Genomic DNA, 20,343 nt, shown 5'->3' on the forward strand with positions numbered 1-20,343 from the left:
AAATTCTCCCGTTTTAGGTAGAAAATGTCCCTTTGGTCTCTATTATGATTTTGATCAATAGATTTTATAGGAATGAAAGGGCTAAATAACTCTTAGCCCTTTGTATTTATTGGTAAATATTTCTAAGTGTTACAAGTTGCTGTGTGTTGATAGCAGCCCATTGTCACTGCCGAAACTATTTTGAACATAGTCATCTGCACTCGGATCGTTTTCCCACTCTGACCCATTAATTAAATATCGGAATTGATACTGACTATCTTTGGGCAGACGTAACTTCAAGCTGAAGATTTTCTTCTTATTGAGCTTCAGCGGGGTTGCTTGCCAGTGGGTAAAGTCACCTGAAACAGCCACTGTTTCTATTGTACTTTCCCCTTTGGGCCACTCGAAGGTCACTTCCACTTCATCTTTGGTTTTAAAAAAGCGTTTTTTAATCATTTTCACTCCTTGGAAAAAAGCCACTGGAGAGAAACAAGCAAATTAAGTGCCAATAATCATAGGGTTAGTTGGTAGTCGGGGCTGGGTGTGCACTGGTTAAGATGAAGAGTTATGCTCTACAGTGGTGCATTATTGCACCGAATTTGTGCAGTTTCATTTTCAGTGGTGCACCAATAACGCTCTCACTTATCAGTTAAGGGAGCGCGGTTTTGTAAAGGTAGGATAGCGGGTAACTCATCATGGAAAGCGCCTTTTGCCGCCATAAAACCAAACGTAAAGGGCGTAACTGCCAAACCTTCGCGAGAACGTAAATCTTGGCTCTCACGCAGTAAGTTAAACAACCAATCATCTAATTTATGGATGACTTCCTGAAACTCTTCATCGGTGAGTTCTGCTTTCAATGTAATAAGAAAAGCATCTTGATCGGTAGCGGGAATATTAATGACTCGCTCTTGCAGGCGGGTTAGCACCTGGCGGGTAAAAAACTCTGGAAACTTCGAACCTTTTTCGAATGCAGTATGGGTTGGGACGCAGAGCTTAATTCCGTTATTTAGTCCCAACACGATTAGTCCTACCTTCTCTAACCGCCTTAAATAGCGGTGAACCGATGCTTGGTCTAGCTGGTAATTGCTAGCGATTTGTTCGACGCTTTGATGCTCAGTCAGTTTGGTCCAAAACGTAAACAAGGCAGGGCAATCCCAAAATGCTTGATCCTGCTCTGTGGTGAACAATGGAATGTTAAACAGGTTGTTCTCTGCCTCTTCGAGCAGTTTAGAAAGCGGCATCTCAATGATGTTGCAGATGGCGATCAGCCTTTGCATTGAAAGGGGTTGTTGATTGTTCAGCAAGCGCTTGATGCTGACCTCTGAAATATTTAGTCGGGTTGATAGCCCCCTGTAGGTAATGTGCTTTCGTTTGAGTTCCTTTTTTAACTGTCGGCATACCTCGAGGGATAATTGATCGTCCATTGTTCTTCCATCTCTCTTGCATAATTTCGTTGAGTCGCTTTGTCGAGTAGCGTCGTTGCCAGCTTCCGCTCCAGAGTATCGTTGCGTGATACTCTATTGGTCATTATACGGCACTTTTCCGTTATAAATTGCACTTAAGGATCATTATGAGAACCTTTCTGGTGTTATCACAGGACGTGGAGAAAAAACGTGACGAGGGAAGCACTGACTAGGCGCTATGCCATTCACCAAGCAATGCACTGGATGATTACCGGAATTTCTATTCCTATTCTGGTTCTGCTGTTTCAATCAAGAGGGCTGAGCCTACAAGACATTGGCTTTGTGATGGCGGTGTGGGTTGGCAGCACCGCGTTATTAGAAGTGCCGCTAGGGGGTGTCGCAGACAGATACGGCCGTAAAACAACGTATTTGCTGTCGCTCCTTGTTAACATAATGGGATGTTGTGTCTTATTTTATGCTGCTGGACTTGGACCCTTGCTGGTGGCAGCATTATTTCTTGGCGCGTCTCGGGCTATCTACTCCGGCACTCTCGATGCGTGGTTCTACGATAGCTTTCAGCTTTGCCTTGTCGCGGACTCTGATAATTTAGGGCGCACACTGACCTTTCATAAGGCGCAAGCGTGGGTGAACATATCCGTGACGGTGGGCTTGGCAGCAGGCTCCGTGTTTGGCGGTTGGTTACCAGACTATATGGCAAGTTCGGGCGTTGAAATAGCAAGTATATATGATGCCAATATTGCCGTGGTGATTGCTGCAAATATTGTGCTGCTGGCTATCACGCTCAGGTTGATTAACGAGGCGGGCGATCAAGGCCATTCAGTCCAAGCGGAATTCATGTGTTTCAGGACATCCTTTGGGGTAATCACAAAGGCATTTTCCCACGCTGTTATCAGAAGATTGATGCAAACCACTATCGTATACGGTGCTGTGCTAAGCAGTGTCGAGACGTTCTGGCAGCCTTACTTGTTGGGGGTGATGCAACATTCAGCGGGCACCAACGTGGGCGTGGATAACATAACGGCGTTCGGTGTGATCGCAGGTTTGTACTTTTTCATGTCGTCACTGTCGTCATTGTGCTCTATTCGCTTGTTGACCTTCGTAGGCGGCTCGCATAAAACCCTGCTATTCGCCACTCGGCTGTTCTCTGGTGCTGTTTTGATCATGATGGCAAATAGCAGTGACACAATGTCTTTCTCCGCACTGTATTTGCTGTTCTTCTTCTGTTTCACCTTAGGGAATAGTTCACAGAGTGTGCTGATCAATGACAACACGGAGGCCCGGCATCGATCAACCATGCTATCGGTTAGCTCATTGATGGTAACCAGTGGTGCGGTATGTGCGTCATTACTGTTTGGGGTTGTGTCAGAGCATTATGGCATTTCACTTAGTTGGGTGATGTGTGGAGTAGGGCTGATGGCCTCCTCGGTACTGTTTGTCTTCATGCCTGAACAGCGAGAGTTAGCCACGAGATAGTTCACCGGGCAAAGAAAAGGGCGTGGTCTTTGCAACCGCGCCCCTCTTGTTATGTGATTAGCTTTTTCTTGCTAGTTTTACACTAGGCAATATTGTGGCTCTGGCCACCGGCATCTTTGAACCAGCTATGAAGATGGGTTTGTAGATCGCCGAGTTGATCGGGGCCGATAATCGCAAGGCCAAGATCTTGGGCGCGAACCAGGTCGTGATGGCGCAATGGACGGAAGCTAACCAGCATCGCACGGGCCTGCAGGCCGCCAAGCAGATCACGCAGTGATTCCAGTTTGTACAGGGTGTCGTCACCGTCGTCACGCATTCCCTTGGTTTTACATTCGATAATATGAAGTTTGTTGTTCACCACGGTTGCGACATCAAGCTCGTTACGGACTTCTCGGTCGCCAATTTGACGGTAAACCTGAACACCGAGCGAGTGGTCTTGAATAGTCGGAAGATCACTCTGGATAGCGCGGACAGTGCTGTGTACCAGGTTCTCCAGCCATTCGCCATTGGCAAAGCGGCGAGCTTCTTCATGCTTGAAGGTCAGGATGCCGTTATGGTAAGTCGCCAGACCGGTTTCTTCCAAATCGTTGAGTAGCATACCCAGCTCTTTGTAGCCTTGTTGCTTCTCGCTCAGCCCAACATCGAGCTTTTGCTCCTTGCGACAAGTTGTCGCCAAGTAGTTGAGGGTAGCAAGACCAGGACCAAGCTCAAGGGCAGAGCTTGCCCAGCGTTGGCCCAATTCCCACAGTTGATCGTTGAGCTCCTCAGGAACCAGATTTTCCGGTAGTTCACAGCGAGCACCAAAAATGGTTAAGTAATCGGCTAGCTGGATGCGGTCTTCGACTTGCTGTTGTTCACGGTCTGCTGGGTATAGCCAGCACATTTCATCACTGAAAGGTTCAATCACATAAATTGGCCAGTGGTAGGTGCGAAAGACTTCATAGGCTGATAACAAGCGGTGACGTAAGCCGCAGCTGGCATTGAACCAAATTTCGGTTTGCGCCGCTTTGAGTGTTTCAGCCAGTTCGATAATACGCGCACGAATGCTGGTGATGTTGATGGAATCAGGGATGATGAAAAATTCAGCTTTAATATTACGTGGTAGCAGAATAGATGATAGGCGGTCGTATTGTTCCTGCTGGGCTTCCGTACCGATAAAAATCATCTTATCGGCTGGGACGCCGTGATCGAGAAGAGGGGTGATCAGTCTTACGGGGTCCTGATCGATAATGCCAACATGTGTAATCATAATTATCCTTAAGCGTTTTCTGTGACTGTGCCGGCTCATCGATAATGGGGTACAAAAGTTGGCCCAGCGTATTCGTCAATCAGTGGCGCTTTTTATTTATCATACTTATTATATGCGGACAGTGTTCAATAAAATCAAGTCGCATTGTTGCGTATGCCCATATTATTTCAGTTTGATACTCTGTTCTGGGAGCCATTTGGCCAACCAGATCATTGAAAACATACCCCAAATCACTTCAAGGTGTGTGGTTCAGTGTGCATCGTTTGGGTATAAACTAATTGAATAAATTCAAAGAAATGTCTGGGCTGTGTCATTGTTTGTCAGGGTGAATGAAATTTTGTTCCCTATATGGCGCATATAATGGCAGAAAATTGTGTGACCGACGGTAGCCTGCTGCTTTGTTGCAGGAAAAGCATTGAAATTATTACGTTGTCGGTGACAATAGGCTGTTGCCCTAATAACCAGAATGATGATGACCCAAAAACTTACAATCCTTGATATTGCCAAGCTGGCAGGAGTTGGCAAATCAACCGTTTCCCGCGTACTCACTAATGATCCGAAGGTTAAACCCGCGACTAGGGAGAAAGTCGAGCAGGTGATCCGAGAGTCCGGTTATGTGCCGTCCAAGTCAGCCCAAGCGATGCGGGGGGGGAGCGCCAAGGTGGTGGGGATCATTCTGTCTCGCTTGGATTCACCGTCTGAAAACAAAGCGGTCAGTGGTATCCTCGATGTGATCTACCAAGCGGGCTATGACGCCGTGATCATGGAAAGCCAGTTCAGCGCTGACAAGACCAACGAGCATCTGGCCGTGTTGCAAAAACGCAATGTTGATGGGGTGATTGTGTTTGGTTTTTCGGGCTGCGATCTTTCCAGTATCGAAAACCTCGGCCATAAAGCGGTTGTGATCGCCTCTGATACCGATACCATTTCTTCGGTTGACTATGATCATCAAGGCTTGATTGAACTGGCGATGGATAAGCTGGTTTCAAATGGCAAGCAAGCCATCAGTTATATTGGGGTTGATGAGTCTGACCGGACAACGGGTTTACTTCGCCTCAATGCCTACCTTGAACGCTGCCGTAAACTGGGTATTGAACCTCGCTATCAAACTGGGCAGCTGAGCTACGACAGCGCCTACCATATTACCGACCAAGTGCTAGGGGCTGGTACCGAGGCGATAGTCTGTGCCAGTGATACCTTGGCAATGGGGGTAGCCAAGCGTTTGCAGGAACTTGGCCGTACTGACATTCAAGTCTCCGGCGTAGGAGCGACGGATCTTCTGTCGTTTTTGTTCCCGAACACCTTCAGCATTGACCCTGGCTATTTTGAGGCAGGCAAAGTGTCCGCGCAGTTGCTGATCAAGCAGTTATCCGGCCAGAAATACATTACCCACCTGATCCAGCAAGCTTCGTATTAAGTTGGAACCCAAGGTCGATCAATAGGCTATCAAGCCGGATCTAAATCACATTTTCGCTACTAACCTATAGGTACAGGGTGTGAACTGATTCACGTAATGGGAATGTTCCCATTTTCATCAGTTAGGGGATCTGAGAGTATTCTTACTATCGAGTGGGAACATTCCCACAGAGTTAAAACGAACAATGACAGACAACCCAACACATTCCTATTTTAATAACGATGGACAATCGGCATGAGTAAGATTAACCAACAGCAGATAGAGCGTTTGGTCGAGTTAATCGGCGGTAAGGACAACATCGCAAGCGTCAGCCACTGCCTGACCCGTTTGCGCTTTGTATTGGCAGATACCGACAAGGCGCAAATTAAAGAAATCGAACAGCTAGGTATGGTGAAAGGGTGTTTCACCAATGCCGGCCAGTTTCAGGTGGTGATTGGTACTGAAGTGGATGAGGTGTATAAAGCGCTGAATGCGTATACCGGTAACTCGGGTGCCAGCAAGGAAGAAGCCAAAGTGGCTGCTCGCCAGAACATGAGCGTACTGGAGCGTGGGATTTCCCATCTTGCTGAAATCTTTGTCCCATTGCTTCCAGCGATTATTACCGGTGGTTTGATCCTCGGTTTCCGTAATGTCATCGGCGACATCAAGATGTTCGATGGCCAGACATTGACTGAAATCAGCCAGTTTTGGGCAACCGTCCACTCTTTCCTATGGTTGATTGGCGAAGCGATCTTCTTCTTCCTGCCTGTCGGTGTGTGTTGGTCCACCGTCAAGAAACTGGGCGGCACGCCAATTCTAGGTATCGTCTTGGGGGTAACACTGGTTTCTCCGCAGTTGATGAATGCCTACTTGATAGGGCAACAACTGCCTGAGGTGTGGGACTTTGGCCTCTTCACCATAGAGAAGGTCGGGTATCAAGCTCAGGTGATCCCAGCAATGCTGGCCGGTATTGCGTTGGCATTGATTGAAACCAACCTCAAGAAAATCATCCCCGCTTATCTATACCTGGTGATTGTACCGTTCGTCTCGATCATTACTGCCGTTATTCTGGCTCACGCATTTATTGGCCCGTTTGGCCGTATGCTGGGCGACGGTGTGGGTTATGCGGCACAAGCTGCCATGACCGGTGACTTTGCTATCTTCGGTGCGATGATCTTCGGTTTCCTATACGCCCCATTGGTTATTACCGGTATCCATCACACAACAAACGCCGTGGACTTGCAGTTGATGCAGTCGATGGGCGGTACGCCGATTTGGCCTTTGATTGCACTGTCAAATATTGCCCAGGCTTCTGCGGTAGTGGCCATCATTATTATCAGCAAGAAAACCAATGAGCGTGAAATTTCAGTTCCGGCAGCGATTTCGGCTTACCTTGGTGTGACGGAGCCTGCGATGTACGGCATCAACTTGAAATACAAATTCCCAATGCTTAGCGCGATGATTGGCTCTGCGATTGCGGCCGCGATTTGTGGTAGTGCAGGAGTGATGGCGAACGGTATCGGTGTCGGTGGCCTACCGGGCATCCTATCGATTCAGCCTCAGTACTGGCTGGTGTACTTCATCGCGATGCTGGTGGCGGTAGTGGTTCCGCTGGCACTGACCTTGTTCATGTACAAGCGTGCCGAAGCGAAAGGCGAGCTGAGTGAAGCCACGGCCTAGCTTATGGTCTAGGAATAGGACAACCCCTGAGTGATTTTGTAGCTGGTCGGAACGATTTGGAGGGCCAGCTACCTTCTTCTGATTTATTGAGTGTGCAGGTTATGATGTTGAAAGAGCAACTTGAATGGTGGCGTACCGCTACGATATACCAGATTTATCCAAAGAGCTTCTGCGATAGTGGCAGCAAGGGAACCGGTGATATTCAAGGGATTACTGCTAAGCTCGACTACCTCAAAACCTTGGGGGTCGATGCGATTTGGCTAACGCCGGTATATAGCTCGCCAATGATTGATAATGGCTACGATATTTCCGACTACTACAATATCAATCCAGACTTCGGCACCATGGCTGATTTTGATCAGTTATTGGCTGAAGCGCAGTTGCGCGGTATCAAGATCGTTATGGATATTGTGGTTAACCACACGTCTACCGAACATGCTTGGTTCCAGTCGGCACTCGGTGATAAGAACAGCCCGTACCGTGATTACTATATCTGGAAAGATCCGGTCGATGGCGCGGAGCCAACCAACTGGCAGTCGAAATTTGGCGGTAATGCTTGGGCATTGGACGAAGCCACTGGCCAATATTATCTGCACTTGTTTGCCAAAGAGCAGGCCGATCTTAACTGGGAAAACCCCAAGGTTCGTGAAGAAGTCAAAGACGTGATCAGCTTCTGGGCAGAGAAAGGCGTCGACGGGTTCCGCCTTGATGTGATCAATTTGATTTCCAAACAACAGGACTTTCCTAACGATGATAGTGGTGATGGTCGCCGTTTCTATACCGATGGTCCTCGTGTTCACGAATACCTGCAGGAGATCAGTGAAGCAGTATTCCACAAATACGGCTCGGTAACGGTTGGCGAAATGTCTTCCACCACGCTTGAGCATTGCCAACAGTACTCCTCAATGGACGGCAAAGAGCTGTCTATGGTGTTTAACTTTCACCATTTGAAAGTTGATTATCCAAATGGCGAAAAGTGGACCAAAGCTCCATTTGATTTTCATCAGCTCAAATCGATTTTCAACCATTGGCAGCTAGGGTTGAATGGCAAGGGCTGGGGCGCATTGTTCTGGTGCAACCATGACCAACCCCGTGTCGTGAGCCGACTGGGCGATGACAAGCATTACCGTGTCGAATCAGCGAAGATGTTGGGGGCATCGGTGCACATGATGCAGGGAACGCCGTATATCTTCCAAGGGGAAGAAATTGGCATGACCAACCCAGGTTATACCTCGATTGAGCAGTATCGTGATGTAGAAAGTACCAATATGTACGACATCATGGTTCACCAGCAAGGGGTTGAACATGATGAAATGATGGCTATTCTGGCACAGAAGTCCCGCGATAATGCTCGTACTCCAATGCAGTGGGACGATAGCGAGTTTGCCGGTTTCTCCAAAGCGACACCTTGGTTGCAAGTCGCGGACAACTATCGGCAGATCAATGCCAAGACTGCAGTTGAAGATGAAAACTCCGTCTTCCACTTCTACCGTCAGCTTATCCAATTGCGAAAGGAAGTCGCAGTGATCACCGACGGTGATTACACTGATTTAATGCCAGAGCACGACCGCATTTTTTGCTACAAGCGAGAATCAGGCAACCAGATCTTGCTGTGTGTGAACAACTACTACGGTGAAGATGTGGAATGTCAGTTACCGCTTGAGTTAGATGTGAATAACGGTGTGTGCTTGTTGTCGAACTACTCTGAGTCGATGACTGCGGATCAAGAGAACAACGTCACACTACAGCCCTATGAGACGCGAATTATTCTCATTGATAAGTAAGCAGAGTTTACTCTGTCACTGAATAGGTCAATATAATTAGCGAATACGAAAAAAGCGCCGAGAGGCGCTTTTATTGTCATTGAATGGCATCCGTCATGATGCCTTGTCATATAAGCCGTAATTTAGACTGCCGGCACCTGAGAAGCCAATAACCAAATTGCCAATACAAAGAAGATCAGGCCCATGAATTTGTGCTGGTTGGTACGGAACTTCTCATTTTTCAGCAGTGGCTGGCCCAGACTACCGATCATGGTGACCAAGAACAGGTTGAACAACAGACCGAGCACGTTAAGAAGTAGACCAAGTACCAGCATTTGTTCGCCCGACGTTGCAGTGGCTTGAGTCGATACAAACTGCGGCAGGAACAAGACGAAGAAAATCAGTGCTTTTGGGTTGAGTAGGTTACTGATCACCGCTCGGCGATAAAGGGTTTTGGCTACGCTGTTACTCTGTTCAACCGTTGGCGCGTCAGAAGGATTGGTACGCATACAGTCCCAGCCCATTTTCAGCAGATAAGCACCGCCGAGTAGTCGAAGTACTTGAAGGGCGATAGGGTTCATGGCAATTAACGCCGAGACGCCCATGGCGGCCAGTAAAGTAAGGATCAATCCTGACGTTGCATTGCCCAGGCTGGCAAATACCCCAACTTTTTTACCGTAGCTCAAACTAGAGCTGGCGATTAGCAGCATGTCAGGGCCTGGAATCAATAGCAGGGCGATAACAGCGGTCAGATAAACAGGTAAAACGGATAGATCAATCATGGTACTTCGATATTGAATTTACAAGGTGCTGGATTCTAGTTCTTTTTGTGGTTGATTTAAACGCTCTGGGCATGTTTATTGGTTTGTTCATTTGATTTGTTGGCGTTTTGTTTGTCACTTGTGCTGTTGCTGTTGCTGTTGCTGTTGCTGTTGCTGTTGCTGTTGCTGCTGTGTCGTAAGTCGCTATGCTTAAGAGCGATGTGAACCAAAATCATTGTTGATTGACGATACTGGTGTCATGCTATCTGTTGAGCTGATAGGCCTTGTTGCCTTGTATTAAATGACAGAACCTATGACCATCAATACCACTATTACCCGCCAGCAGAGCCAGTTACCGTCATCATTATCGCTGTTGGCGAAGGCCTCGCTGAAGAAAGGCTTCAAGCCCCTACCGCCAATAACCGTTGCTATCGATGGCTTTGTGTTTGATAGCCAGAGCGTCAATCGCTATAACGCCAGTTGTGGCTTACCTCATGGTGCTTTGCCGTTACCTTTTTTATTTGTCGCAACACAGCCTGCGCAGTTGCTGTTGCTCACCCATCCTGACGTATCGCTGAAGTTGCTGGGAATGATCCATACCCATGTCAGTTTTCATCAACATACGCCACTCGAAATCGCTAAGCCCTATGACTTCAGGCTCAATGTTGTTGCGTGCAGCCAAACCGATAAGGGGATGGAACTTGAGCTGGAAGGGCGGTTCAGCGTTGATGGGCGTTGTCAGGCCAGTTACCGCAGCCGTTGTTTAGTCCGAAAGCCAGTAAGCAGACGTCAGTCAGTCCCTGAAAGAAAGGACGTTGAAAGAGAATCACAAGCTTGGACAAAGCTGGATACCCTACCATTGACGCCGAAAATGGCCCGCAGGTATGCCGCTGTCTCTGGTGATTACAATCCCATACACCTGCATTGGTTGACGGCTAAGCCCTTTGGCTTCAAGGCTCCAATCATCCACGGCATGTACTCGGTCGCCCGCTTGTTTGCTGCCATTGACTCCCCTGTAAGTGACGTTGAATTTACTTTTCGCCGCCCGGCCTTCCTGCCCTCAACCGCCCACTTGGAAGCCAGAGAAGGTGAATTAAGGTTGCTTAACCACGAAGGCAAGCCATTGGTTGAAGCCCAATATCGCTAGGTAATGACGTGCGGAGCAAGTAGTCATAAATATTTATGTTGCAGCAGCTCGATAACAAAATTCTCTTTTTCTGGCGTAATGAGCCATCATGATGTTGTACGGTAATCGTTATACATTCATGTTGCTGGATAACATCATGTTGAATTTTAATATGGAAGATGCAAGTCAGGTGTGCGTCGGCGCATTTGCCCTTGCGGTCCCCATCTCTTTCTCCGAGGAAGCATGGCGCTTAGGTGAAACGTTGCCCACGTTAAACTTGGTCATGCTGTTCTGTTTAGCGGTTTTTTTCCTCGGCATTTTCACTTATGAGAGTGTATTTCAGAGAAATATAAAGCACCGGCTTGGCGGTTTTATCTTCCGTATTGTGATTGCTTATATTATTACCGCGGTCGTTGTCTCTCTTGTTCTATTGGCGTTAGACAAATTACCGCTACTTTCAGACCCTCTGATTTCGTTCAAGCGCATTATCGTTATCGCAATGCCCGCCTCGATGGGCGCGATCATTGTTGATAGCTTTGATAAAGAATAAGCTCCCTCAGAAACCAACGGGGTAAAAGAGGGCGCTTAATTTCATCACTTAAGCGGCTTGGCCACTCTTTGCCTGAACATCGACATTGGTTCTTGCTGCTAGCTTGTTGGCGAGCGAATGCAGCTCAGGTAGCATGCGTTGAATAAGGTGCAGTTGCTGCAGTACCATACGGGCCGATGTTGAATCTTCATCTCGCCATAGCGATAGGCGCTGATCCAACTCGTTATCAGACTCGGGCGCTTGGGCGCAGCGGTTCCCCTCAAGCTGGGCTGCTAAGCAATCCAAATGCTGGTGGATTTGCCTGTGGGCCAGCGAAACCAAGTGATGGGTACTTTCATCTTCCAACTGGGTTCGGTGGGCTCCCAGCGCTGAAATATAGCTCAGCATGGCATGGTTTAGCGTAAGGAAGCGGAAGCTCTCATCGGTTGCCATGCGGTAGCGGCCGGGCTCAAGCAACATATTGCTGATCGCCGAGCTAAGCTGGGCATCGGTGTTGTGGGCATCTCGGCGGGCAATACGGTAGCTCAAGCAGTCTTTTTTGCCGATACGGTACTGGCCAATAATTTGTGCCAAATAGTCACGGTTTTTCTCTACGGCAGTCGACATCACCTTATGTAAACGGCGCGCTTGCCAATCCGGCAAGATAAAGCTCACCGCCAATACCGCTAGCAAACAGCCGAGTAGGGTATCGCCCAGACGAGGCAGGATAACCGCGAAGCCTTCGCCAAGCTGGTTGAAGCAGAACAGTACCAGCAAGGTGATAAACATCGTCGCCACCCCATAGTTGGCGGTACGGAAGGCGAAGAACATCACACCGGTAAACACCATCAATACCAGCTGGCCTTCTTGCCCTGGGAACAGGAACAGTAACGGCATACCGATGAGCAAACCGGCAATGGTACCGATAACACGCTGCTTGAGCCGCTGGCGCGTCGCACTGTAGTTAGGCTGGCAAACAAACAAGGTTGTCAGCAAGATCCAATATCCCCGTTCGAGATCAAGCCCGAGAATGATCCCATAGCCAACCGTTAGGGCGATGGCCATACGCAGTGCATGACGAAACAGCATCGAGCTAGGGTCAAGCTGAGCGCGGATCCGCTGCCAGCGCTCTTTCATGCTGCGTGCTTCGGTATCTGACAGCTGGTTATCACGGGCACTGTCGGTGGTCGACACATCCGGGTTGCTGACATTCGATAGCTGGCGCTCTACTGTCGCGAGGTTGTTAAACAGATACTCCAGCTGGTTGATAAACACCCGACGCTTGGGATCGTTCTGGCTTTTGAGATAGAACAGGGACTCTTGCAGTTCATCCAGCGCTTTGACGCTATCAACACCATGGCGGTAGGGTTTCCCCATTGCCAAGGCGTGGGAAATTTCTCGGCACGCTTTCGCTTGTTGTGCGAGTAGGCGCTGGAATCGGAACAGCACATCACTGCGCTGGAACTCTGCGGCCAAATCTTGGTAGCGATAATGGGAGGAGCTGGCTCGCTCGTGGATATCCTGTACCAAGAAGTAAATATTGAGGAACTTATCACCGGTTTGATTCGGGTGGCCACGTCGGGCACGGTGCAGCAGCGTCGCTTTAGCATCGTTGAGTGCACTGACCACTTTGGCATTTTTGGTCGCCGCTTGTAGGCGAAGCGGTTGCGGGACTAAATCAGCAACAGGGTTGAATAGCTGGCTTTTGCTATCAAGGTAGCAGGCTAGCTCGTTAAACACTTTTGATAGGCTCTGCTGAACCGGCTGGTTAGGCCATATAACCTGCCAGCTCAGTGACAGTAGTCCGTACCACGTTGCGCCACCGAGCAGCAGCATGGGCTGATACCATAAATTCGTGCTTTGATCGGCACCCAGCATGGTGTAGACCGCCAGCAGCAGCGAAGCAAAAGCGATGCTGGCGTAACGGGCGCCCATTGCCCCCAACATGATAAAGCCAAAGGTTGAGGTAAATAGCCCAATGGCAAACAGTGGCGGATAAGGGAATAATATTTCGATAGAAAAAGAAGCAAGAACGAAGCAAAGCAAGGTGGTGATTAGGGCCTTGATCCGCCCAGTCAGGTTGTCATCGGTTTCAGCCAGCGCTGAAGCAATGATCCCGAGGACTAAAGGTGTGACTTCTGACGTTGCTTGTAGATACCAGCAGGGGAGAGCAACCCCAACCAAGGCGATCAGTACACGTATACTGTAGTTTATTCGGTCGTTCGCCCAGTAACGACGCAAGGTCAATTGTAAGCGGCTATTTGTCATTGTTTTTATGGTCTTCCTAGTGAAGCGCTAAAGATAGCAAACTTCCGTAATCAAGCGGTATAAATCCCTATAAAATTCATTGTTTCTAAGCCGAGCAGACCTTATACGCTTAAGTTTTGTTCGCCTGGGAGACGCCTAGCCGAAGCCTTCGGGCAGCGTTAGTTGGTAATGTCAATTGCGTTAGCGGTGTATCAAGTCACTCAACGACACATAAAAGCCTTTACCTTGTATGAAATTCCAACAACGCACGGCAATCATCATCTCAAAAGGTCAGCTTGCCCAGATTAATTAGCAGAAAATTTACGCATAAATTATTTTTGGCCGCTATTGTATAGCCAAGTGACTTTGAGTGGCAGAAATGGCACCTTAGTAAGCTCCCACAGGGTGAGTGTACTTGGGTAAATTTATATAACTTGATACTCTAAGTCCAAGTCGTTTTTTCGTTATTAGGTTAGATATATCTAATAATATGCGTAAAAGTTAGCGTAAGTAGAAGTAAGTTGAGTGTTGGTGACAGAATGCGTTTAACAGCAGGGTGGCTGGCCCAATGGCTCGCCCAAGGTGATTATTGCAGTATCGCTCTTGGTGATAATTGTTTAGTACTTGATAGCCAGACAGAAACAGAAGAAATTCCCTTCGATGAGTGGGATGGCGCCATAGAGGTTCATCGTGGTGTGATGTGGGGCAGTTTTGAATTGACCTCCGCTGATCAAGAGTATTGTTGGACAATACATGGCTTGCCGTGGCAGCAATGTAAGGCATTTGCCAATATGTTGCTTGAAGCCTACCGGAACTGGGCCCAGGGTCGGGTTGAAAAGCTGGATAACATGCTACCGGAAATGCTTACCCGTATTGATAGTTATGCGGAAGCAGAAGGTTATTTGCGTGAATCTTCCCATCGCCAATTACACCGTTACCTCGAGAACTCATTAGCGTCAACCGGATTAACCCGTGAATTGGCGGCATCGTTCCGTCCGTTGGCATTCGAAAAAGTTGAGCCATGGCTTGAAGGTAATGAAGAATGGGTGGAAGAGGCCAATAGCCAATGGTTGGAAAAAGAAACCGAAAAGTGGTCATCGTGGTTCGATAAGTTCGAATCTTCACCGTTAAATCCAACTCAGCGTGAAGCGGTTTTGATCAACCAAGATCATAACTTGGTGCTTGCGGGTGCCGGTAGCGGTAAAACCAGCGTGTTGGTTGCCCGTGCAGCTTACCTGATTGCCAATCAGCAGAGTCAGCCAGAAGAGATCCTGATGTTGGCCTTTGGCCGCAAAGCCGCCGAAGAAATGAGCGAGCGCTTGGCGACCAAAGTCAGCGATCGTATCAAGGTTGCTACCTTCCACAGTTTGGGTACGCAAATCATCAGGGCCGTTGAGAGCGAGATGCCAAGTGTTTCACCGGTTACGCTGGATGAAAAAGCTCGCGGCGAATGGATTTCTAACGTATTGACCGAGCAATGGGAAACGGCCGCTTCTGCCAAACGCTGGCAGAAACACCTTACCCAATGGCGTATTCCTGGTTTTAAATCGGATAACTCGATGGAAAAGCAGGCCAAAAGTGAGCAACTGGCCGCTTGGGTATGGCGTCATATTGAATTGATTGGTCAGCGAGGTGCGAACAAATCCCAGCTGGTCGAGAGTATAGAACAGCACGATAACGAATCGGCACGTGCTCGGATGAAGAGCGAGCTGGCGTTGCTGTGGCCGTGTTACCGTGCCTACGAGCAGCACTTGAAGACCAGCAAACAGATTGACTTCAACACCATGATCCAGCGGGCGACAGAATACGTCAAAGAGGGCAAGTTCACCCCGCCTTGGAAGTTTGTCATGGTGGATGAATACCAAGATATTTCACCGCATCGGTTGGCGTTAATAGAAGCGCTTTGCCAAGTGGGTGACAAAGCGCACCGGCCGACCTTGTTTGCCGTCGGCGATGACTGGCAGGCTATTTACCGCTTTGCCGGTGCCGATGTGAACCTGACCACTGGATTTGAACAGCGCTTTGGTGCCAGCCACATTACCGAGCTGGATACCACTTACCGCTTCAATAGCATGATCGGAGAAGTGGCGAATGCCTTTATTCAGCAAAATCCGAACCAGCTGAAAAAAGATCTCACCAGCTTCAAAAAGCAAAAGCGCAAAGCCGTAACCTTGCTGTGCCAGGATTTGATCGATCAGGAGCTGGCACAATTGGCGACGCAACAAAAAGGCGACGTGACCACCTTGCTATTGGGGCGCAATAACAACCAGCGACCAGAAAAGCTCAAGCAATGGCAGGAGAAATGGCCGCATCTTGGTCTGAACTTCATGACCTGCCACGCCAGTAAGGGCCGCGAAGCCGACTTTGTATTTGTCTTGGATGTCAACCGCGGTGTGTTCCCGGCGCCTGACCGAGACACTGGATTGGCTGCTTGTCTGCAAGCCCGCGGTGAAAGCTTCACCGACGCCGAAGAACGCCGGTTGTTCTACGTTGCAATCACCCGTGCTAAGAAACACGTATGGGTTTGTGCTGAGCCAGAGAAGCCATCAACGTTCGTCAATGAACTGATTGATGATGGCTATCCGGTAATGAATAAAATCAAGCGAGTGAAGACGAAGCAAAAGTAATAATACTTTAACCTTCAGCCACTCATTAATAAGCGAGTCAGCTACCGTTAGCCGACTCGCTTTTTTGTCGCCAGCGTTCGATCATTCTGCAAACCTGAAAAGTACAGATAATAATTGCGAGGCACATCAATTATCACAAATGATGAATGTGATATGACGAATCATTCATCATTACAACTCGCGTAACTTGATGTATACCATTGTTTTATATCCATATAAATGGATAATTAACACCTCGGTTTAGAGTGATATGATGAATTGTAATGATGCGCAATTCTTTATATAAAGCTGTTAGGATTAAGGCAGCGCATGGAAGAAGAAGATCTCATTGAAATAATTGATAGATATGTAGAAGTAAATGGAGTGCAAGCCGCAGAAACCACGCTCCTGAATAGATTGGCTCAGATTAAGAAATTGAGGGACGTGGATACTAGTCGAAAGCACCATCTTTTCAAAGATGAAGCTGACCTCAAAATGTGGTTCACTGAAAATATGAGTTGTGATTTTCATATTAGAAGTGAAGTGTGCGGCTATCTAAATGATCAGAAAGTAAAGATCGACTTCATGCTATACCCCAAAGAACATCTTATTGATTCCGGCTTTGTGCCAGAGCCGTTTGGCGTTGAGGTGAAGTACTTGCCCGTAAATACACGGTTTACAAAGAAATCAAGTAGGGCGTTGTGGCAAACAGTGTCATATAACCATGCAAAGTTTACAGCTAAAAACGGTGAGACATATTCCCCCAAATTTTGTGTCTTGTTTTCAAACTTGTCCTTTAAACATGAACATGAAATGTTAGGTAAATATGAGCGAGACGCTGAAAACGATAAAATGCAGTGGAATGGGATGCTACATTTAGCGAATCACGCAGGGGTAGGGATATTACAAGTTAGAGGCTCGCGAAAGTATTTTAACGGTTGGGTTCTTAGGTATGCAGGTGGCGTTTACTTCAGCGCAAGCTTTTATGACCACCAAAAACGTTATGAACCATCGAATCTCAAACTCATTGACAAAACTAGGGTGGGTAACTTTTAATCCTAACAAAAACATTAAGGTGACGCGTTACACTCGGCGGTTTTAGTATGGAGTTCGGTGCGCTTGGTAGGTTAGTCGTGGCGCACCTTATGCCCGGCGCTGGCGGATCCCCACATAATTTAAGCACGATAACTGCTCCTCGCCATGAGAATAAGGGTATGCTGTGCCCAACATATTGCTGATTCGTTGACGTGATATTCAAGTCGTCGAAAAACTTCTTTTCCTAATCTAACGAACGATAGAACTCGGCGGTCTTTTATTGAATTAGCCTGAAAATGATGGTGCCAGCCGTTGTGCTCAGCAATTATCCCAAACCACCAATAGACGATAAAGGCGAGCAAACCGATGAGAAGTAGGATGTCGAATCGTTTAGGGTCATGAGTCCGGCTTTGACGTAAGCCAAAACCATATTGTGGACTCTTTAAGTCTCGGAACGTTTCTTCGATTTGCATTCGCTTGGTGTATAGCCTGACGATACACCGGGCTGAAAAGATATTTGTTGGGACATTGGTAGCCAGTAACCAAGGCTCAATTGCTGATTTTCGATGGACAGCTTGGGCAGAGAAGTGCTCTCGACCTTTTGGGCGATCTTTACGTTTTGTTGGTGTTTGTTTTTTATAGAGATGAAGATGGCAAAGTAATGGTTTTCGTTTGGCGAGTTGTGAGAGCTCTAGGTATTTAGCTTTGCTATTTGCTTTATCAAACAACGCCTTAATGTGCATCCATTGCTTGTTGTGAAAAACATTCACATCGCCACGAACTCTGCCTAAGTAGCACCACCCTAAGCTTTCAACTTGTCGAAACCAGGTGTTACGAAAGCCTGCATCGGTGACGATAATAGGGATGATATGCGACGGTAAAACGGCTTTGAAATTGTCGAGAAATTGCTGGTGACTGCGCGGAGAGTTATAATTTTTGAAGGTGAAAGTTTGCTCGAACAGTGTCACGGATCGACCGTCAACGGCAACGGATGCTCTGAGTACCATGAGCCGTTCATATTCACGAATATCAGCCCAATCGACTAAGACAATGGGCTGTGGATTAACCGAACAAAACTGATGGCAGTGCCAACGATAAATATCGAGTCTGTCATGATGCAGGTGATTGTTACCTAATAAACGATCAACACGTTTAATACAGTGCTTCGTTTTTGCCTTTGATGGAAGCGAACGGCCGAGCAAGGTTAGTGTCAGTGCATCATTGCTAAGCAATGCTTGCACCGAGTCCATGAGTGATTTGAGTCTCTTTTTATGCATGTTAGGGCATTGATTTTCCAGCGACTCGTGTAGTATTTGAATATCACGCATTTTGCTTTCAATCTTTTAAGTTTGTAGTGAATTCATTAGATCAGAAGGTAAGGTGCGTGTCTACTTATTGAACTACAAAGGTATTTTGTGGGGATTCATAAGTGCCCGGCGTTATGGGTATTAAAATTAAAACTATGGGGTAACTTTATGCTTTTTAAAGAAAAGTTATTACTTTCTAATTGTGATTCAGTTAGAAAGTTGAATAAGGATGAGATACGGAAAAGGTTTTTAACAGGGATGGCATTTGCTGACGGTGTTGTTCTTTCTCCTAACACCCTTATTGATAATATTGATTTCTATGAGTTAATAACCCGACGAAATCTTGTTAAATATCTGAATGAGGAAGGAAGTGGCAAGCTTGTCATCAGGGGTTTTAATTGCGATAAAGATCAAAATTTAATCGACTATTTTGAAAGACTCCCTCCTGATTACATAATTTCTAGCTTCTATGGAAGCCCTAAAAAGTCAGAATTGACTGATAGCCAATATATTGAAATTTCATCTAGAATCAAGTTAGTACAACAAGCATTAGATAATATTAATTACAATGTTGAAAAAGTCACAGCATCTAAAGAAGCATTAAGAAATGAAATATCTAAAAGATTAGATGATAATGCAATTTTCGGTCATTACTTTTTAGGTGATGGAGAGAGGTTGCTATTTAAATTAGCTAATGAAGATAAATATTCCAGATCCCAATGGTATCAAGTGTCGGATGACTACTTTGGAAATAAAAGCCCTGTAGAATCTTCTAAATTTAAGGCTGAAGTGATAAATCCAGCTTATAACTCTCTATTTGCATCAAAGGGTGAAGGCTTTCTCCAAGACGATATTAAGTTTCTTCAGGATGTACCTGAGGTGATATTAGATTCAGGTATTATTTTTAAGTCGTTAAAAAATGAGATAAAACTTATCGAGTATCCTTACAAGGCCTTTGAGCTTGTAACCAGCTTTGGTTCTGGGGAAATTATGAAGTACATTACTGATGAAGCTTTAGGGTATATTGAAGATAAACTTACAGAAAAAGGTCAAACGTATCTTACCAGAAAAAACTGGTTTGGTATGTATAATAGGATGCAAAGTGCAATAGGACTTGAATTGAAGTGAAAACGGTTTATGAAAATCCTTGGTTTAAAGTAACCAAAAATGGGTTATTCCACTATATTGAAGAAAATGGTTCTGATAACGGAGCTGTTATTGTAATTATCGAAGGTGAATCATTTGTTTTTGTAAAAGTTAATCGTCCTGCACACTCTGATGAACTAATCGAATTTCCTAGAGGGTACGCAAATCATGATGAGAGTAGTAAAGAGTGCGCTTTACGAGAACTATTAGAAGAAACTGGCTATGTTATTGAAAGGGGGAGTATAGAAAAGCTTGGTGTTGTTAAGCCAAATACAGCCATATTAGCTTCAACGATAAATGTATTTCTTGCTCATGTTTCAAAAGAAGAACAAGTGCAAGAGCATGATTCTGAAGTAATTGAAATCATCCGTATTCCTATCAGTGAGATGAAACAAAAAATACTGAGTGGTTTGGTTGTCGATGGGATTTCATTGTCAGCATTAGCCTTATTCTGGTGTAAATACCCATAACAAATAAGGATACGTGTCGCGCAGCCGACACTTCTATCCGGTTGTTGGACAAGCCCGTATAACCTTATTAAGTAAATTGCTCGGAGGGAGTTTGATGGGCGTTGCGCCCGTGACTTTGCTCAAGACGAGCGCAGCCTAGAAGTGATAACAAT

Annotated in this window: 17 protein-coding genes; 10 read left to right on the top strand and 7 right to left on the bottom strand. The window is 46.7% G+C overall.

The genetic code is table 11. From position 1 onward, the window contains the following. Window positions 1-129: 129 nt before the first annotated feature. From C9I99_RS14600 to C9I99_RS27225, 3 genes are all read right to left on the bottom strand, one after another. On the bottom strand, window positions 130-435 hold the full coding sequence (locus tag C9I99_RS14600) for an isoamylase early set domain-containing protein (RefSeq protein WP_107349612.1): 306 nt from the start codon (window positions 433-435) through the stop codon (window positions 130-132). A gap of 182 nt (window positions 436-617) precedes the next feature. Further along, window positions 618-1,403, bottom strand: coding sequence for a helix-turn-helix domain-containing protein (locus tag C9I99_RS14605; protein ID WP_107349613.1), 786 nt, complete (start codon window positions 1,401-1,403; stop codon window positions 618-620). Next, on the bottom strand, window positions 1,364-1,507 hold the full coding sequence (locus C9I99_RS27225) for a hypothetical protein (RefSeq protein ID WP_166645434.1): 144 nt from the start codon (window positions 1,505-1,507) through the stop codon (window positions 1,364-1,366). Before C9I99_RS27225 ends, C9I99_RS14605 begins: the two co-directional genes overlap by 40 nt. 85 nt (window positions 1,508-1,592) lie before the next feature. On the opposite strand from C9I99_RS27225, the gene C9I99_RS14610 reads away from it, so the two are divergent. Beyond that, window positions 1,593-2,876 carry an MFS transporter gene (locus C9I99_RS14610; RefSeq protein WP_243734509.1) on the top strand — a complete coding sequence of 428 codons (1,284 nt, stop codon included), beginning with the start codon at window positions 1,593-1,595 and terminating at the stop codon, window positions 2,874-2,876. 82 nt (window positions 2,877-2,958) lie between these two features. On the opposite strand, the gene C9I99_RS14615 is transcribed toward C9I99_RS14610, so the two are convergent. Continuing rightward, entirely contained in the window at window positions 2,959-4,125 is a 1,167-nt protein-coding gene (locus C9I99_RS14615) for a Card1-like endonuclease domain-containing protein (protein WP_107349615.1), read from the bottom strand. Between the two features lie 472 nt (window positions 4,126-4,597). Here C9I99_RS14615 and treR point away from each other — a divergent pair, with 472 nt between their 5' ends. From treR to treC, 3 genes are all read left to right on the top strand, one after another. Then, the gene (gene treR, locus C9I99_RS14620; protein ID WP_107349646.1) at window positions 4,598-5,542 is read left to right on the top strand and encodes a trehalose operon repressor TreR; all 945 of its coding nucleotides are present in this window, start codon (window positions 4,598-4,600) and stop codon (window positions 5,540-5,542) included. Window positions 5,543-5,776: 234 nt separating this feature from the next. After that, complete coding sequence (gene treB / locus C9I99_RS14625; RefSeq protein ID WP_107349616.1) at window positions 5,777-7,201, top strand: PTS trehalose transporter subunit IIBC; 1,425 nt, start codon at window positions 5,777-5,779, stop codon at window positions 7,199-7,201. Window positions 7,202-7,305: 104 nt separating this feature from the next. Next, window positions 7,306-8,985: an alpha,alpha-phosphotrehalase gene (gene treC / locus C9I99_RS14630; RefSeq protein WP_107349647.1), complete on the top strand. Its 1,680-nt coding sequence runs from the start codon at window positions 7,306-7,308 to the stop codon at window positions 8,983-8,985. Window positions 8,986-9,107: 122 nt separating this feature from the next. Here the strand turns inward: treC and C9I99_RS14635 are convergent, their stop codons facing one another. Next, a complete protein-coding gene (locus C9I99_RS14635) occupies window positions 9,108-9,746 on the bottom strand; it encodes a LysE family translocator (protein WP_107349617.1) in 639 nt (212 codons plus the stop codon). A 292-nt stretch (window positions 9,747-10,038) separates the two neighbouring features. Between C9I99_RS14635 and C9I99_RS14640 the strand changes: the two genes are divergently transcribed. Further along, the gene (locus C9I99_RS14640) at window positions 10,039-10,872 is read left to right on the top strand and encodes a MaoC family dehydratase (protein ID WP_166645433.1); all 834 of its coding nucleotides are present in this window, start codon (window positions 10,039-10,041) and stop codon (window positions 10,870-10,872) included. A 133-nt stretch (window positions 10,873-11,005) separates the two neighbouring features. Then, window positions 11,006-11,401: a DUF2391 family protein gene (locus tag C9I99_RS14645; protein ID WP_107349648.1), complete on the top strand. Its 396-nt coding sequence runs from the start codon at window positions 11,006-11,008 to the stop codon at window positions 11,399-11,401. Between the two features lie 48 nt (window positions 11,402-11,449). Here C9I99_RS14645 and yccS read toward each other — a convergent pair whose 3' ends face one another. Continuing rightward, window positions 11,450-13,648, bottom strand: a complete 2,199-nt coding sequence (yccS, locus tag C9I99_RS14650; protein WP_107349619.1) for a YccS family putative transporter — start codon at window positions 13,646-13,648, stop codon at window positions 11,450-11,452. A 518-nt stretch (window positions 13,649-14,166) separates the two neighbouring features. On the opposite strand from yccS, the gene helD reads away from it, so the two are divergent. Beyond that, on the top strand, window positions 14,167-16,254 hold the full coding sequence (gene helD, locus C9I99_RS14655; RefSeq protein ID WP_107349620.1) for a DNA helicase IV: 2,088 nt from the start codon (window positions 14,167-14,169) through the stop codon (window positions 16,252-16,254). A gap of 309 nt (window positions 16,255-16,563) precedes the next feature. Then, entirely contained in the window at window positions 16,564-17,289 is a 726-nt protein-coding gene (locus C9I99_RS14660; RefSeq protein WP_107349621.1) for a hypothetical protein, read from the top strand. Between the two features lie 119 nt (window positions 17,290-17,408). Here the strand turns inward: C9I99_RS14660 and C9I99_RS14665 are convergent, their stop codons facing one another. Beyond that, window positions 17,409-18,596 (bottom strand): IS4 family transposase, encoded by a 1,188-nt coding sequence (locus C9I99_RS14665; protein ID WP_107349622.1) that lies wholly within the window; start codon window positions 18,594-18,596, stop codon window positions 17,409-17,411. 147 nt (window positions 18,597-18,743) lie between these two features. Between C9I99_RS14665 and C9I99_RS14670 the strand changes: the two genes are divergently transcribed. Both C9I99_RS14670 and C9I99_RS14675 read left to right on the top strand, forming a co-directional pair. Beyond that, window positions 18,744-19,703: a hypothetical protein gene (locus C9I99_RS14670; RefSeq protein WP_107349623.1), complete on the top strand. Its 960-nt coding sequence runs from the start codon at window positions 18,744-18,746 to the stop codon at window positions 19,701-19,703. Then, window positions 19,700-20,191 carry an NUDIX hydrolase gene (locus tag C9I99_RS14675; protein WP_166645532.1) on the top strand — a complete coding sequence of 164 codons (492 nt, stop codon included), beginning with the start codon at window positions 19,700-19,702 and terminating at the stop codon, window positions 20,189-20,191. The genes C9I99_RS14670 and C9I99_RS14675 overlap by 4 nt, the downstream gene beginning before the upstream one ends. Window positions 20,192-20,343: the final 152 nt, after the last annotated feature.

Origin of the sequence: Photobacterium lutimaris (assembly GCF_003025555.1) — a bacterium.
Classification (GTDB): domain Bacteria; phylum Pseudomonadota; class Gammaproteobacteria; order Enterobacterales; family Vibrionaceae; genus Photobacterium; species Photobacterium lutimaris.

Coding starts and splice junctions, on each gene's coding strand:
- C9I99_RS14605 (WP_107349613.1), bottom strand. CDS start 1,403: ATGGACGATCAATTATCCCTCGAGGTATGCCGACAGTTAAAAAAGGAA.
- C9I99_RS14670 (WP_107349623.1), top strand. CDS start 18,744: ATGCTTTTTAAAGAAAAGTTATTACTTTCTAATTGTGATTCAGTTAGA.
- C9I99_RS14600 (WP_107349612.1), bottom strand. CDS start 435: ATGATTAAAAAACGCTTTTTTAAAACCAAAGATGAAGTGGAAGTGACC.
- C9I99_RS14615 (WP_107349615.1), bottom strand. CDS start 4,125: ATGATTACACATGTTGGCATTATCGATCAGGACCCCGTAAGACTGATC.
- yccS (WP_107349619.1), bottom strand. CDS start 13,648: ATGACAAATAGCCGCTTACAATTGACCTTGCGTCGTTACTGGGCGAAC.
- treC (WP_107349647.1), top strand. CDS start 7,306: ATGTTGAAAGAGCAACTTGAATGGTGGCGTACCGCTACGATATACCAG.
- C9I99_RS14640 (WP_166645433.1), top strand. CDS start 10,039: ATGACCATCAATACCACTATTACCCGCCAGCAGAGCCAGTTACCGTCA.
- C9I99_RS14660 (WP_107349621.1), top strand. CDS start 16,564: ATGGAAGAAGAAGATCTCATTGAAATAATTGATAGATATGTAGAAGTA.
- C9I99_RS14635 (WP_107349617.1), bottom strand. CDS start 9,746: ATGATTGATCTATCCGTTTTACCTGTTTATCTGACCGCTGTTATCGCC.
- helD (WP_107349620.1), top strand. CDS start 14,167: ATGCGTTTAACAGCAGGGTGGCTGGCCCAATGGCTCGCCCAAGGTGAT.
- C9I99_RS14665 (WP_107349622.1), bottom strand. CDS start 18,596: ATGCGTGATATTCAAATACTACACGAGTCGCTGGAAAATCAATGCCCT.
- C9I99_RS27225 (WP_166645434.1), bottom strand. CDS start 1,507: ATGACCAATAGAGTATCACGCAACGATACTCTGGAGCGGAAGCTGGCA.
- treB (WP_107349616.1), top strand. CDS start 5,777: ATGAGTAAGATTAACCAACAGCAGATAGAGCGTTTGGTCGAGTTAATC.
- treR (WP_107349646.1), top strand. CDS start 4,598: ATGACCCAAAAACTTACAATCCTTGATATTGCCAAGCTGGCAGGAGTT.